The 14,848-nt window shown below is 65.4% G+C and carries 14 protein-coding genes; 6 read left to right on the top strand and 8 right to left on the bottom strand.

Annotation, left to right across the window (positions count from 1 at the left end):
- Position 1: 1 nt before the first annotated feature.
- The 4 genes from IPF76_RS11170 to IPF76_RS11185 all read right to left on the bottom strand — a co-directional run bounded on the left by IPF76_RS11170 (position 2) and on the right by IPF76_RS11185 (position 3,943).
- Positions 2-661, bottom strand: a complete 660-nt coding sequence (locus IPF76_RS11170; RefSeq protein ID WP_293843686.1) for a hypothetical protein — start codon at positions 659-661, stop codon at positions 2-4.
- Positions 658-2,325 carry a DNA repair protein RecN gene (gene recN / locus IPF76_RS11175; protein WP_293843689.1) on the bottom strand — a complete coding sequence of 556 codons (1,668 nt, stop codon included), beginning with the start codon at positions 2,323-2,325 and terminating at the stop codon, positions 658-660. The genes IPF76_RS11170 and recN overlap by 4 nt, the downstream gene beginning before the upstream one ends.
- Before the next feature lie 47 nt (positions 2,326-2,372).
- On the bottom strand, positions 2,373-3,164 hold the full coding sequence (locus IPF76_RS11180) for an outer membrane protein assembly factor BamD (RefSeq protein WP_293843692.1): 792 nt from the start codon (positions 3,162-3,164) through the stop codon (positions 2,373-2,375).
- A gap of 62 nt (positions 3,165-3,226) precedes the next feature.
- A complete protein-coding gene (locus IPF76_RS11185) occupies positions 3,227-3,943 on the bottom strand; it encodes a peptidylprolyl isomerase (RefSeq protein WP_293843695.1) in 717 nt (238 codons plus the stop codon).
- Positions 3,944-4,061: 118 nt separating this feature from the next.
- On the opposite strand from IPF76_RS11185, the gene IPF76_RS11190 reads away from it, so the two are divergent.
- Together IPF76_RS11190 and IPF76_RS11195 are read left to right on the top strand one after the other, a co-directional pair.
- On the top strand, positions 4,062-4,637 hold the full coding sequence (locus IPF76_RS11190; RefSeq protein WP_293843698.1) for a phosphoribosyltransferase family protein: 576 nt from the start codon (positions 4,062-4,064) through the stop codon (positions 4,635-4,637).
- Positions 4,630-5,661, top strand: a complete 1,032-nt coding sequence (locus IPF76_RS11195; protein ID WP_293843701.1) for an adenosine deaminase — start codon at positions 4,630-4,632, stop codon at positions 5,659-5,661. The genes IPF76_RS11190 and IPF76_RS11195 overlap by 8 nt, the downstream gene beginning before the upstream one ends.
- A gap of 65 nt (positions 5,662-5,726) precedes the next feature.
- Here the strand turns inward: IPF76_RS11195 and IPF76_RS11200 are convergent, their stop codons facing one another.
- The 3 genes from IPF76_RS11200 to IPF76_RS11210 all read right to left on the bottom strand — a co-directional run bounded on the left by IPF76_RS11200 (position 5,727) and on the right by IPF76_RS11210 (position 8,011).
- On the bottom strand, positions 5,727-6,767 hold the full coding sequence (locus tag IPF76_RS11200) for a rod shape-determining protein (protein ID WP_293843704.1): 1,041 nt from the start codon (positions 6,765-6,767) through the stop codon (positions 5,727-5,729).
- A 224-nt stretch (positions 6,768-6,991) separates the two neighbouring features.
- On the bottom strand, positions 6,992-7,468 hold the full coding sequence (locus IPF76_RS11205) for a hypothetical protein (protein WP_293843707.1): 477 nt from the start codon (positions 7,466-7,468) through the stop codon (positions 6,992-6,994).
- 93 nt (positions 7,469-7,561) lie between these two features.
- The gene (locus tag IPF76_RS11210) at positions 7,562-8,011 is read right to left on the bottom strand and encodes a reverse transcriptase-like protein (RefSeq protein WP_366499543.1); all 450 of its coding nucleotides are present in this window, start codon (positions 8,009-8,011) and stop codon (positions 7,562-7,564) included.
- A gap of 378 nt (positions 8,012-8,389) precedes the next feature.
- On the opposite strand from IPF76_RS11210, the gene IPF76_RS11215 reads away from it, so the two are divergent.
- The gene (locus IPF76_RS11215) at positions 8,390-9,367 is read left to right on the top strand and encodes a magnesium and cobalt transport protein CorA (protein WP_293843710.1); all 978 of its coding nucleotides are present in this window, start codon (positions 8,390-8,392) and stop codon (positions 9,365-9,367) included.
- Between the two features lie 174 nt (positions 9,368-9,541).
- Here IPF76_RS11215 and IPF76_RS11225 read toward each other — a convergent pair whose 3' ends face one another.
- Entirely contained in the window at positions 9,542-10,192 is a 651-nt protein-coding gene (locus IPF76_RS11225; protein WP_293843716.1) for a glutathione S-transferase family protein, read from the bottom strand.
- A 173-nt stretch (positions 10,193-10,365) separates the two neighbouring features.
- Here IPF76_RS11225 and IPF76_RS11230 point away from each other — a divergent pair, with 173 nt between their 5' ends.
- The 3 genes from IPF76_RS11230 (at position 10,366) to IPF76_RS11240 (ending at position 14,360) form a co-directional block, all read left to right on the top strand.
- Positions 10,366-11,985: a CHASE domain-containing protein gene (locus tag IPF76_RS11230; protein WP_293843719.1), complete on the top strand. Its 1,620-nt coding sequence runs from the start codon at positions 10,366-10,368 to the stop codon at positions 11,983-11,985.
- A gap of 79 nt (positions 11,986-12,064) precedes the next feature.
- A complete protein-coding gene (locus IPF76_RS11235) occupies positions 12,065-13,081 on the top strand; it encodes a LacI family DNA-binding transcriptional regulator (protein ID WP_293843722.1) in 1,017 nt (338 codons plus the stop codon).
- Positions 13,082-13,178: 97 nt separating this feature from the next.
- Positions 13,179-14,360 carry a GGDEF domain-containing protein gene (locus IPF76_RS11240; protein WP_293843725.1) on the top strand — a complete coding sequence of 394 codons (1,182 nt, stop codon included), beginning with the start codon at positions 13,179-13,181 and terminating at the stop codon, positions 14,358-14,360.
- Positions 14,361-14,848: the final 488 nt, after the last annotated feature.

Consider the following 14,848-nt stretch of genomic DNA (forward strand, 5'->3'; position numbering starts at 1 on the left):
CTCAGCGCCCGTCCATCGCCAGCGCTTCGGTCGCCGGGATCTGCATCCCCTCGAACGCCTGCGCGGCATAGGGACCGGCAGGATCGACCCAATGCAGGAACAGATGCGCCGACCAGCGGTTGGGGTTCGGCATCATCCGCCCGTGCAGGCGGTGGATCCCCTGATAAAGCACCGCATCGCCGGGCAGCATCGCCACCGACCCATAGGATTCGTCGCCAAAATCGGCATCAGCGCGCTCACGCGGTGTCTCGATATGCTGCGAACCCACCTCGAGCGGCCAAGCCTTGTCGTCGCTTGCCGCGAGCAGCAAGGACAAACTGTGTTCGCAAGCGTAACGATCCGAATGAATGCGGCAGATGTCGCCGGCGCGGTACATGCGGAAATAGCAATAGGTCGGGCGCAGCTCGTGCCCGACCAGCGCGCTGATCGCCGGGGTCATTCCCCACAGGAACGTGGCCATCGGCGGATATTGCTGGCCATAAACCTCGACCGCCTCGGACTTGAGCAGCGCCGACCCGCGCTTTAGCGCGTCGAACGATACCCCGCCGCGAATCAGGTCGGACTTCAGCGTCGCGAGGAACGCGTGCGTAACGTCGGTCGGGACGAAGCCCGGCAGTGCGAGATAGCCCTGATCGCGATAAACGTCTGCCCCGTCGGTCATATCGTCTCCAAAAGCCTCTCCGCTTGCGCCCGCGCTTCGGCGGTCACCTCGGCGCCCGACAGCATCCGGGCGATTTCCTCGCGGCGGCCCGCTTCGTCGAGCGCGTGGACGCTGGTGCGGGTCACCAGGCCCTCGCTCGACTTGGCGATCACAAAATGCGCCGCGCCCTTCGCCGCGACCTGCGGGCTGTGCGTCACCGCCAGCAATTGCTTACCCGCGCCTGCCAGTCTTGCCAGCCGCTCGCCGATTGCCGAAGCCACCGCGCCGCCGACGCCGCGGTCGATTTCGTCGAAGATGATCGTGTCCGCCCCGCCCTCTTCGGCGAGTGCCACCTTGAGCGCCAGGATGAAGCGCGAGAGTTCGCCACCCGATGCGATCTTGGCCAGCGGCGCGAACGGCGCGCCGGGGTTGGTCGAGATCAGATATTCGACGCGGTCGATCCCCTCCGGCCCCCAGCGCTCGGCGGGCAAGCGCTCCACCAGCGTCCGGAAGCGCGCCGCGTCGAGCTTCAGCGGCACCAGCTCGCCCGCGACTGCAGCGTCGAGCCGCGCCGCGGCCTTGGTGCGCAGATCGGACAGCGCGCCCGCGGCATGGGTGTAGGCGGCGGCGGTTTCGGCAACCGCGGACTCCAGCTTCGCGAGCCCCGCGCTGCCCCCCTCGATCGCATCGAGCCGTGCCGCGAGCGTGCTGGTGAGTTCGGTCAGCTCGTCGGGTTGAACATTATGTTTGCGCGCCATCGCGCGCAGTTCGAACAGGCGCGTTTCCGTCGCATCGAGCCGCTCGGGGTCATATTCCATCGCGCGCGCCGCTTCGCGCAGCCGCGTTTCGGCTTCGTCGGCCTCGATGATCGCACGGTCGAGCCCGGCGAGCGCTTCGGCGAGCAGCGGGTGATCCCCCGCCAACCGGTCGAGCCGCCGCGCCGCGCCGCGCAGCAGCGCCGGGCCGCTGTCGCTGCTCCCGAACGATTCCAGGATCGCGCCCAGATCGCCAGCGATTTTTTCGCCCTTCTGCATCGCCGCGCGCGCTGCGGCGAGTTCGGCGTCCTCGCCCGGCTGGGGGCAGAGCACCTGCAATTCGGCGACGCAATGCTCCAGCCACTCGCGGTCGCGCGTCGCTTCGTCGAGCGCGCTCCGCGCCGCTGCCAGCTTAGCCTCGGCGGCGCGCCACGCCGCATGCGCCGCCGACACCGCACCGGTGTCGGCGCGCGCAAAGGCGTCGAGCAACGCGCGGTGTCCAGCAGGGGCGAGCAGCCCGCGATCGTCGTGCTGCCCGTGAATCTCGACCAGATGGCTTCCGACCTCGCGCAACAGCGCCGCCGAACAGGGCTGATCGTTCAGGAAGGCGCGGCTGCCGCCATCGGCTTTGAGCGTGCGGCGCACCAGCAGCAGCTCGCCCGGCTCCGGCGCAATCTCGTTCGCGGCGAGCAGCGCAGCGAGCGGCGTGCCCGCCGCGGGCGCGACAAAACTCGCGGTCACCTGCGCCTGCCCGCTCCCCTGCCGCACCAGCGCGCTGTCGGCGCGGGCGCCGAGCGCGAGGCCCAGCGCGTCGAGCAGGATCGACTTGCCCGCCCCGGTCTCGCCCGTGAGCACGCCCAGTCCGGCCGCGAAATCGAGGTCGAGCCGTTCGATGAGGACGATATTGGCGATGGACAAAGCGGTTAGCACGAGCCGTCCTTACCGCAGAACAAAGGCAGAATCTATTCCCGGCGCGATCAGACGCTCGGCGCGTTCTTCTGCATCAGCTTGTACGCGCGCTCATACCATTCGTTGCCTGGATAATTGGCACCCAGTACCGCTGCCGACTTCTTCGCCTCGGCGGGAATTCCGAGCGAAAGATAACATTCGGTGAGGCGATATAGTGCCTCGGGCGCGTGGCTGGTGGTCTGATATTTGTCGACGACTTCGCGGAACCGGATCGACGCCGCCAGCCAGTTCGAACTGCGCTGATAGAAACGGCCGATTTCCATTTCCTTGCCCGCCAGATGGTCCTGCACCAGATCGATCTTGAGCCGTGCGTCCGACGCATAGCGGCTGTCGGGATAGCGGCGAATCACCTCGCCGAGCGCGTTCGACGCCTGCTGGGTGATCTTCTGGTCGCGGGTGACGTCGCTGATCTGCTCATAATAGCTGAGCCCGATCAGATAATAGGCATAGGGCGCGTCCTTGTTGCCCGGATGAATCGCCAGAAACCGCTGCGCCGCTTCGATCGCCGGGGTATATTCGCGGTCCATATAGTAACTGAACGAGCTCATCAGCTGCGCGCGGCGCGCCCAGGGCGAATAAGGATGCTGGCGCTCGACCTCGTCGAACAGCGCCGCCGCGATGCCATATTGCTGGCGGTCGAGCCGATCCTGCGCCGCGCGGTACAGCGTGTTGACGTCGCGCGCGACATAGCGCGTGTCCTTCTTGACCCCGCCACCGGCGCAGGCCGCCAGCATCGGGGTAATAACAAGAGCAGCGGCGAGCAGGCGCACGGCGGCGCGCGAAGGGGTGCGGTGAGTCATGCGCGCGGTATAGCCACAGCGCCGATGAACGCAAAATAAATGATGGGTGGTTCGGCGCAGTTTTACGGCGCCTTCACCACACACCCTTTCGGCGCATCCGCGGGCGCGGAGACGCGGCGCGCGGTCTTGATCGTGACCTGCGGTTCGAGCATCTGGCCCTTCATCACCCCGTCGCCCGCGGTCGGCGAAATCGGGGCGTTGAAGATCCGCTCGGCGACATCGGCGCCGGTGATGATTTCGCCGAACACCGCAAAGCCCGCGCCGTCACCCCCCACCGCGTCGCTGTCGAACCCCTTGATGTCCGACAACAGCAGAAAAAAATCTGTCGTCGCATCGCCGGGGTTCAGCCGCGCCATCGACAGCGCGCCCTTGCAATTGGTCAGCCCGCTGACCTTTGTCGGCTCGTGCGCGATTGGCAGAAAATTCTTGCGCGCGTCGCCGCGATTGCCCGCCTGGATCAGTTGGTTCGCCGGCCCCCAGCTTTTGGTCGAACGATAAAATTTGAACCCGTCCATCCGCTTCGCATCGACATAGCGCAGAAAATTGCCCGCGGTGACCGGGGCGCGTTTGTTTTCGAGCCGCACGACGATCGTTCCGACGTCGGTGACCAGCGCGACATAGGGCCGCGTATCGACGGCATCGACCGGCACCGGCAAGGGCGGTGGCGGCGGTGGCGGCGCAAAGGTCGGCCGCGGCGGCGATGGCGCCGCAGTGGCCGGCGGCGGGGCGGGAGCGGTCTGGGCCGCGAGGGCGAGCGAGAGGATCAAGCCGGTCAACATGGCTTTGCTTATGATCCGAACATTGCCACGGCGAAAGCAGGAATCTGCCGCGCAATTGTCAGCCGCCAGCTTTTTGCCCGCCTTGCGGTCGCCTCCGCACCCGATTACCTCGGCACGCATGACCGCCGACAAAATCTTCATCAGCGCCAACGACCTCCTTGCCGATTCGCTGCGGCTCGGGATGCAAGTAATCGACAGCGGTTTCAAACCGACGCACCTCGTCGGCATCTGGCGCGGCGGGGCGCCGGTCGGGATCGCGGTGCAGGAATTGCTCGATTATCACGGCCAGCATTGCGACCATATCGCGATCCGCACCTCCTCCTACCACGGCATCGATCGTCAGGATCCCGAGGTGAAGGTGTTCGCGCTCGGCTATCTGATCGACACGCTCGACCCCGAGGACCGGCTGCTGATCATCGACGATGTGTTCGACAGCGGGCGCAGTATCCGCGCCTTTATCGCCGAACTCAAGGCGCGCTGCCGCCACAACATGCCGCGCGACATCCGCATCGCCACCGTGTGGTTCAAGCCCGGCCGCAACGTCACCGACCTGCGCCCCGATTTTTTCGTCCACGAAACCGACCAGTGGCTGATCTTCCCGCACGAGATCGACGGGCTGACGATTGACGAAATCCGCCGCCACAAGCCCGAGGCGGCGATCATTCTGCGCGAGGAGGGCAAAAGCGATGCATGACGGATTCGCCTCGCCCGAGGACCGCGCCGCCTTCATCACCGCGCTGCCCAAGGCCGAGCTGCACCTGCATATCGAAGGCTCGCTCGAGCCCGAACTGATGTTCGAGCTGGCACAGCGCAACGGCGTCGCGATCCCGTTCGCCAATGTCGAAGAGGTGCGTGCGGCCTACGCCTTCTCGAATCTTCAGGATTTCCTCGACATCTATTATCAGGGGATGGGCGTCCTCCACACCGAGCAGGACTTTTACGATCTCACCGCCGCCTACCTCTCCCGCGCCCAGGCCGACGCGGTGCGCCACGTCGAAATCTTCTTCGATCCGCAGGGGCATACGGCGCGCGGGGTGGCGTTCGAGACCGTCATAACCGGCATCTCCCGCGCTTTCGATGATGCGCAAGCTCGCTATGGCATCACCTCAAAACTCATCCTCTGCTTCCTCCGCCACCTCAGCGAAACTGCGGCCGAAGCAACGCTCGACGCAGCGCTGCCGTATCTCGACCGCATCGCCGGGGTTGGCCTCGACAGCTCCGAAGTCGGCCACCCCCCCGCCAAATTCGAACGCGTGTTCGCCCGCGCCCGCGCCCTCGGCCTGAAAATCGTTGCGCACGCCGGCGAGGAAGGCCCGCCCGCCTATGTCTACGAAGCGCTCGATCTGCTCAAAGTCGACCGCATCGACCATGGCAACCGCAGCCTCGAGGATCTTGCCCTTGTCGCCCGCCTCGCCGCCGCGGGCATGACACTCACCGTCTGCCCGCTGTCGAACCTCAAGCTCTGCGTCGTGGACGACCTCGCCGCGCATCCGCTCAAGACCATGCTCGAAGCGGGGCTCCATGCCACCGTGAACAGCGACGATCCCAGCTATTTTGGCGGCTATGTCAACGCCAATTACCAGGCCGTCGCCGACGCGCTGGACCTGTCAAAGGCCGACCTCGTCACGCTGGCACGCAACAGCATCACGGGGTCGTTTTTGGACGACGCCGCCAAGTCGGAGCATCTCGCGGCAATCGACGCCTACAGTCGCGCCTGAAGCTCGACTGTGCCAGCCTCGTCATCCCGGCGAACATGGACGAAACCGTGTCTTGCGAATATACCCTACGCCGCAATCAGCACCCCGTGATACGACCGGTCTTCGAACGCCAGTCCCGCGCCCATCGCAACACAGATCAGCGCATTCTCCGCCACCCGCACCGACAAGCCCGTCGCCTCGGCGATCGCGACGTCCATCCGGCGGAGCAGAGCGCCGCCGCCGGTCAGCGTGATGCCCTCGTCGATGATGTCGGCCGACAACTCGGGCGGCGTCTGTTCCAGTGCGGCGCGCACCGCGGCGACGATCTGCCCCACGGGTTCGGCCAAAGCCTCGGCAATCTCCGCCTCCGAAACCTGCACCTCCGACGGCCGACCATTGACCAGATCGCGGCCCTTGACCCCGATAATCATGCCCTCGCCCTCGGGCGCCACCGCGCAGCCGATCGCCAGCTTGACACGCTCGGCGGTCATTTCGCCGATCATCAGATTATGTTTGCGGCGGATAAACGAGGAGATCATTTCGTCCATCTTGTCGCCGCCGATCCGCACCGAATTGCTGTAGGCGATGCCGCCCAGCGACAAGATCGCGACCTCGGTCGTGCCGCCGCCGATATCGACGACCATCGCGCCCATCGGCGCGGTGACCTGCAACCCGGCGCCGATCGCGGCGGCCAGCGATTCCTCGATCAGCTGCACCGACACCGCGCCCGCGTTCGATGCGGCATCGCGGATCGCGCGGCGCTCAACCATCGTCGATCCCGACGGCACACAGATCACGACATTACTGCGCTGGCGCAACCGGCTCGGCCCGCCCAGCGCCTTGTCGATGAAATGCTTGATCATCTGTTCGGCGACATCAATGTCGGCGATCACGCCGTCGCGCAACGGGCGGATCGCCTGAATGTTGCTCGGCGTCTTGCCCATCATCAGCTTGGCCTCATTGCCAACGACTTTGACTCGCCGCACCCCGTCGCGCGTTTCCAGCGCGACGACCGACGGTTCGTTCAGGACGATGCCCTTGTCGCGGACATAGACGACGGTGTTTACGGTCCCCAGATCGATGGCCATGTCATGCGCGGCCGAACCGAACCGATTAAAAAATTTCATACGCGCCGAACGCCCCTGGCCATGCTGATGGAGAATCGGGGACGCGCGCGCTCATGCCCGCACCACCCGTGGATTTCGGCTTGTAACGATGGTTAAATCGCGTCAACGCCGCAGGCGCAGACCGTTGGTTTCTCAGGTCCGGACGAGCCAAAACCGCCATCTGCCGCCGCAGGACAACGCTTCGTCGCCCGTGACGCCCATTTGTCCACGGCCAGTCTGAGGCGTCAGGCGCTGCCCGAAACGAGGAATTTCAGGCCCTGCAATTTGACGATCCGATCGTCGATACAAACCGGCGCGGCGATCAGGCGCATCCACCGCGGCGCCGCGGTGGCAGGCTTGATTTCGACGTCGAGCGTAAAGCCGCGGCGATGCTTGATCGCGTAGGCGCGCAATTTCTCCATCGCCGCGCGCGACCCGTCGCCGTACAGCGCGGCCGTTTCTTCACGCGTCACCGCGGCGCCGCGCGGCAGCGCGAAAATATCATAGACCTCGTTCGACCAGTTCAGCCGATTGTCGTCGGCCAGGTCGCATTCCCACCAGCCCGGCAGCGCCGGCCCAAAACGGTCGATCGCTTTCACATCGGCACTGTTCGTCACCGCATCAAGCGTATCGGCGCCGTGCAGCCGTCCCAGCTCGAAAAAGCGTTCGCGCTCATACAGCGGCCAGCTGTGGTGAACGGGTAAGGGATGGGTCGGTTTCAACGCACCGGTCTTTCGTTGTTTTGCATAGCGATAGCCGCTTGACCCTAGCAAGGACTGGTAAAGATCTGCAACTGAAACGGCAATAAATGACCCTCAGCGACGCGCCAGCGCGATGCCCGCCAGATTCTGGGTGCGCCTGATATGCCGGATGCGCGGGGCTGGGCCATCGCCGATCAGCGCCCGGAACGCCGCCAGATGCGCCGCCGCGCCCCTGCGCGCGGTGACCGCACCATTGGCCTGCGCGACCACCCCCGCGGCATCACCCAGCAACACAAAATCGGGCAGTCCGCGCGCCTGCGCGAGCCGCAGCGCCGCGATCAGCGCCAGCCATTCGGCGTCCATGCTGCTGCCCGTCCCCGCCTCGCGGTCGATCGCAGCGATCCCGCCGACCACGATAGCAATCTCCATCGCCCCGGGATTGGGGCGACAGCCGCCATCGAAGTAGATTTTGGTCCGGCGCGGTTTCATCGCGCCGACATTAATCGATCCGAACGGCCCGCGCACCAAAAAGCCCGACGCGGAGGCCGCGATGTTCCGGGTCATCACCCATCCGCCCGCCAGTGATCCCCATCACACCCCGCAAAACTGCACTTTCTAAGCCCAGATCGACATCCGCCGTCGCCCGCCACCACGCGATCGCGTGAACCGACAGCTGACAATATCCCAATGTTATCCGTATCACCTTCAAAACGCTGCTGGCGCGCCGCACCAATCCAGCGCTGACGTGCGCGCAGGCACTGCAACAGGGCAGGGCCGCGATGCGCAGCGATCAAAGCGCCGACGGCACCGCAATCGCCGGCTGGAAAGCCGCCTGGGCGCATGCGGCCGCTTGGGCCGCGTTCCCCAACATCGCCAACCGCGACGATTGATTTCCCTTCGGCGTGGCGGCCATTATAGCGGCGCCACGCTGAACGGAGAATAATGCCGATGCCGATCATGGCCGCCCGCGTCTATCATGACGGCAAACTTGTCCGCGACATCGGTCCCGACGAAGAACTGCCCGACGATTGCGCCGAGGGCGATTTCTTCTGGCTCGGACTGTTTGAACCGAGCGCCGGCGAACTTGAAGGCATCGCCAAACGCTTCGGCCTCCATCCCCTCGCGGTCGAGGATGCGACCAAGGCGAAACAGCTGCCCAAGGTCGAAGTTTACGGCGACCAGCTGTTTATCATCGCCAGCACCGGCAACCTCGGCGGCGGCACGATCCAGTCGGGCGAGACCGCGATCTTTGTCGGGCGCCATTTCATCGTCACCGTCCGCCACGGCTCGGCGCGAACCCACAGCGACGTACGCGCGCGGCTCGAAACGCTGCCCGCCAAACTCGCGCACGGCCCCGACTATGTCCTCTATGCGATCCTCGATTTCATCGTCGACGGCTATTTTCCGCTGATCGACGCGATCGAGGACCGCATGCTGATGGTCGAGGACAGTGTCATGGACACCCCGCTCGACGCCGCCGCGATCCGCCTGCTTTATGCCCAGCGCCACGAAGTCATTCGCTTCCAGCGGCTCGCCGGATTGATGAAGGATGTCGCCGGCCGCCTCGCAGGCGAGGATGATCTTCCGTGCATCGACCCTGCAGTACGCCCGTTTTTTCGCGACGTGTGGGATCATGTCCAGCGCGCCGAATTCCGCCTCACCGGCCTGCGCGATGTCGCTGCGTCGGTGATCGAAACCAACGGCATGCTCGAACAGCAACGCCAGGGCGTCATCACCCGCCAGCTCGCCGCCTGGGCTGCAATCCTTGCGGTGCCGACCGCGATCGCGGGTATCTACGGCATGAACTTCGACTTCATGCCCGAACTCGATTGGCGCCTCGGCTATCCCTTTGCGCTGACCCTGATCTTCGGCGGCTCGGCGCTCGTCTTCTGGCGCTTCAAGAGCATCGGCTGGCTGTAGGCAGCCACTTGCCCTTGGTGCGGCTGGTCAGATGAAATTGCCAGCAGCGGTCGCAGCGATAGGGCCGTAGCTCCAGCCCCGCGACTTTCGCCGCGTTGAGCGCTGCTGCGGCCGACGCATAGCGCGCCTTGCGGATACAGACGCTCTGCCGGGTACGCGCCGCCATCGGCGCGGTCAGCTCGCCAGCACTTTTGCCATCATCCGCTCTTCCTTGGCAATCCACGGCGCGATGTTCGGCCGCGACAAGATTGCCTCGCTCCACGCGGCAATCTTGGGATAGGCGGCGGCATCGACACCTGATCCGCAGTGGCGCAGGTTCATCAGCGGCGACGCGACCGCCAGATCGGCGAGCGTCAGCCGGTCGCCGACGAGGAACCCCGACGCCGGAATGGCGCTTTCCAGATAGGCGAGCAGCTTGGGCAGTTCTTCGCTTTCCGCCAGCGCCGCCGCCGCCAGATCGCCCTCGCGCCCCAGGAATTTCGGCGCAACGATGCGGTTGAAGAACATCTTCCCGCTGCACGCCGCAAACACGGTATCGCCGAACTCATCCCACCAGATGACCCGCCCGCGCGCCTGCGGGTCGGTCGGGATCAGCGCGGGCTCGGGATATTTGGCTTCCAGATAATGGATGATCGCGCTCGAATCGGCGAGGGTGAAACCATCGTCCTCCATCGCCGGCATCTTGCCCAGCGGCGACGCGGCGCGAAACCCCGGATCGGGATCGGCGATGCCGACTCCCTTGAGCTCGAAATCAATCCCCTTTTCGCCGAGATACGCTAGCAATTTGCGCACGAACGGCGACACCAAAGACCCGTAAATAATCATCCCGCCACGCTCCTTTTCCTGAGGTCGCAGCATAGGGAAAAGGTTGCGCCCCGCAACCCATTCGCCGCAATATCACCGCCTCACGAAATATTCTTGCCAACGACCGCGCCCCGTGGAACATCCACAACTGCGAGGGGGGCGCTGCCGCGGCAGCCAGCAGGCAGGAAGAATGAATGCGCCCCAATTCATGGGCAGATCGGCTGTTGGCGCTGCTGGTCCGGTTTGTCGGGCTGGTCATTCTTTTGGCAACGCTCGCCGCCGCGACTGCAAGTTTCCTGTATAATCAATCGGAAGAAGCCGATCGTGCGGCGCGTGTAGCGGCGCAGGTCAATATGCGGCTGCACGATCATGTCGCGGTGCTCAAGGGTGTGCGCGCGCTTTATCAGTCGGACGCCGCCGCCAGCGGCCCCGGCATCCGCGCCTATCTCGCCGCGCTGCAACCGCAAGTGCAGGCGCCGGGGATGGAGGGGGTCGGCATCGCCGCCGCTATGCGCGCCGGCACCCCGGCTGCGGTCGAGGCAAAACTCCGCGAAAATTACGACCGCGACATCAAGGTGTGGCCCGCCACCGACCAGCCGATCGGCTTTGCCGTAGTTCTCGTCGAACCCTATACGCCGCGCCGCGACGCCGCGCTCGGTTTCGACATGTACAGCGATCCGACCCGCCGCGCCGCGATGCGCCGCGCCTGGCAGACGGGCCAGCCCGCGGCGAGCGGGCTCGTCTTTCTGGCCCAGGAAAAGGCGGCGGCTGTCAAGCAGCCGGGATTCCTGATCTACGTCCCCGTCTATGCCCGCACCCCGGTCGGCACCAATCCCGACACCGTCGCGACCGCCCACGGCGTCCGTCCGATCGAGGCGTTCGTTTATGCACCCTTCCGCACCAACGATATGATGAAGGCCGTGTTGGGAACGCAGCTCGACACCATCGACGGTTTAGAAATTTATGCCGGCGAAGGCCCCTCGGCACCGCTCGTTTTCAGCAAGGGCAAGATGGGCTGGGACGCGCAGGAACAGGTGCTGCGCGTCGCCGACCGGCAATGGACGATGCGCATATCCTCTGGCCGCCTGCTCGAACGGCTCGGGCGCCCGCTCGCCATCATGATCTTCGGGATCGCCGTTGCATTGCTCGCCACCCAACTCCACCGCGTTCAGCGGCGGCGGATCGACGCGGCCCAGGCGTTGGCCGAGGAGAAGGCGCGCCATGCCGAGGACCGCGAGCTGATGATCGGCGAAATGGCGCACCGGATGAAAAACGCCTTCGCGCGCATCGGCGCGCTCGCGCGGATCACGCTGCGCGAATCGTCCAGCCTCGACGATTTTGAAACGCGCTTTGACGGCCGCATGCGCGCGCTGTCCGACGCCAAGCAGATGCTGGTCACCGGCGCGGTCGACAGCGTCGAGCTCGGCAAGATCGTCCGCCGCGAACTCGAACTCGCCGGGCGCTCGCCCGAGCAGATGACCGCGGTGACCGGCCCCGACGTCCGCCTCGACGACGAAGGCGCGCAAGCGCTGTCGCTCGCGATCCACGAATTCGTCACCAACAGCATCAAATATGGCGCGCTCGCCGGCCACGGCGACCTCGCGGTCGGCTGGCGCCGCGACGGCGGCGACATCGAACTAAGCTGGACCGAAAGCGGCCTGCCCGAAACGCCGCAGATCGACAGCGAAAGCTTTGGCACCCACTTCATACGCTCGCTGATCGAACGGCAGCTCAAGGGCAGTTGGCACCGCAGCGCGGCCGATCATGGTCTCGCGATCACCATCCGCTGGCCCGATCGCGGGGCAGGCGCCTGATCCGCGCTCCCGCATCGGCCCCGCATTGACAAGCCCGCCGCCCGCGGCGAGAGAACGCGCCGAGGGGAGAGAGGCCGCCATGACCGCAAAGATGCTGCGCCCGACATCGTTCGATGTCGCTGAGCGTGCCGGCGTGTCGCAATCGACCGTTTCGCGCGCCTTGCGGAACAGCCCCGGGGTCAACGCTGAAACGCGCGCGCGCGTCTCTGCTGCGGCGCGCGAACTCGGCTATGTCGTCGACCGCCACGCCTCGTCGCTGCGCCTCAAGAGCAGCGAGACGATCGCGCTCGTCACCATCTGCCGCCCCGGCGAGGATCGCAGCGCGATCAACCCCTTCTACTTCGCCCTGCTCGGGAGCATCGCCGCCGCGACCTCGGCGCGCGGCTTCAACCTGCTCGTCTCCTTTCAGGAAAATCCCGACAATTTCCGCGCCGATTTCGTCGCGAGTGGGCTCGCCGACGCGATGATCATCATCGGCACCACCAGCAACCGCGCCGCATGGGACTATTTCGCGCAGGCGCAGGCGTCGGGGCTCGATTTCGTCTGCTGGGGCAGCCCCGGCAGCCCGTTCCACTGGATGCGCAGCGAAAACGATCTCGGCGGCCAGCTGGCGGCCGACCATTTCGTTCAGACCGGCCGTCGCCGCATCGCCTTCGTCGGTCCGCAACAATCGCCGCAGCGCCAGTTCGACGAACGCCGCGACGGCTTCACCGCGACGCTGGCCGCGCATGGGCTCACGGCAATCGTCGCCGAACCCCCCCCCGCCGCCGACCGTCACGCGCAGGGCGTCGCCGCGGTGCAGGCGCTGCTCGAAGCGAACCCCGACACCGACGCGATCTTCGCCGCATCCGACATGCTTGCGCTCGGCGTGCTTCAGGGGCTGAAGGATGCGGGGCGCCGCGTTCCCGAGGATGTCGCGCTGATCGGCTTCGACGGCATCCGCGCCGGCACCCTTGCCGATCCCGCGCTTACGACGCTCGAACCCGATCTCGACGCCGCAGGCGAGGCACTCGTCGCGATGGCGCTCGAGGATGACGAACGCACCCGTAGCGGCACGCGGATTCCGGTCCATCTCGTGGTGCGCGGAACTACGTGACAGTTCGCGACTTTGTTCTACTGTGACCTAACTCACAGAAAAGTAACAAGTCGTTATCCATATCGCTGCTACCTTCGGGGGCAGAGAGGCAGACATTTTGTCGGGTCAGTTTTTTATCCAGTTGCTCAACCCGGGCATCGGCATGTTGTTCGCGGTCGCCTTTTTCCTGCTCTGGCTGAACCGCCGCGACCGCTACGTCGCCTATGCAGCGGGCGCTTATACAGCTTCGGCGATCGCCTTCCTGATCCTCGATGTCGGTCCCGCGCTGCCTTACGAGTTGCACCGCATCCCCGCCAATATCGGCTTTCTCGCCACTGGCTGCCTGTTCGCGGCGGCGATCATCCGGCGCTATGGCTTGCCGGTGCCGTGGCGCGCGATGGGGATCATGAGCGCGATGTCGATGGCTCTCTTCCTGTGGTTCCTGCTCGGCCGGCCGAGCATCGGCGGGCGCATCCTGGCGATCAGCATCGGTGCCGGGATCATCGCGGCGATGGTCGTTCGCGCGCTGTGGCCGATCAAGAAACGCTATGTGATCGACCGGGTGCTATTCTGGGTCGCGGCGCTGTCGGCGCTCAACCTGATCGCGCGGCCGATCATCCTGCTCTCGCTCGGCGGCGGTTTCGACAGCTATGACGGTTTCCAGCAGTCGGTCTATTGGACGACCGTGCAATTCACCCAGGCGATGGTGTCGATCGCGGCGGCAATTAGCCTGATGGTCGCGGTGGCGATCGACCAGATCAGCGAACTGCGCCGTCAGGTCGATAACGATAAGCTTTCGGGCCTGCTCAACCGCCGCGGGTTCGAGGCCAAGGCCGGATCGGCGCTGCGCCGATGCCACGACGACGACCGCCCGGTGGCGTTAATGATCGCCGACCTCGACAGTTTTAAACAGATCAACGATGGTCATGGTCACGCGGTCGGCGACGCGATCATCGCCGCCTTCGGCGCGCATGTCCGCGCAATCGGCCCCGCCGAAATGATCGCCGGCCGCATCGGCGGAGAGGAATTTGCGCTGCTCGTCCCCGGCACGGGGATCGAGGCGGCCCGCCGGTTTGCCGAAGCGGTGCGAACTGGGCTGGCTGTCGCCGCCGCCGACCGCATCCCGGCCACGCTCGTGCCGACAACCAGCATCGGTCTGACCATCGGCATCCCCGGCGCCAATCTGTCGGCGCTGATGCACGAGGCCGACCAGGCGCTCTACGAAGCCAAACGCTCTGGCCGTAATCGCGTCCGCACGTTCACCCCCGCATCAGTACGCATGACCGCTGCCGGGGGCTGACACACCGATGTGATCCGGCTCGCCGCAGCGATGGCATTGGCGCGTTAACGGGTTCACATTGCCTACCCCGCCGCGACCCACGGCCATGCCCGTCAATAGACGGGAGAAACTATGAAGTTCGTCGCCGCCGCTCTCGCCACGCTTCTCCCCTTGTCGGCGTGCGCCGAGGCCGAAAGCCCGAACGCCGAACCAGCCAAAACCGGCGATCGCCCCCGACTGCCCCGGCGCCGCCATCTAGGCAGCGTCAACTGGAAGGTTCCGGGGCGCAGCGGGGAGGGATTTATCACCGCCCCCATCAATCACACCCTTCCCGAGCGCCCCCCGCCGCCACGCGGCCCAAAACCATCTCCCGAATCTTTTTGGAATTAAAAACGACATCATTGAACCTATTTGGTTATGAAGGAAGCAAGATTTTTCCGCGCGCCGTCCCTGCCGGCGCGTTAACCGCGTCTGCCAATATCTTGTTGCCGTGCAACCACTTAAGACCG

The sequence above is a fragment of the Sphingopyxis sp. genome (assembly GCF_016704835.1).
Taxonomy (GTDB): Bacteria; Pseudomonadota; Alphaproteobacteria; order Sphingomonadales; family Sphingomonadaceae; genus Sphingopyxis.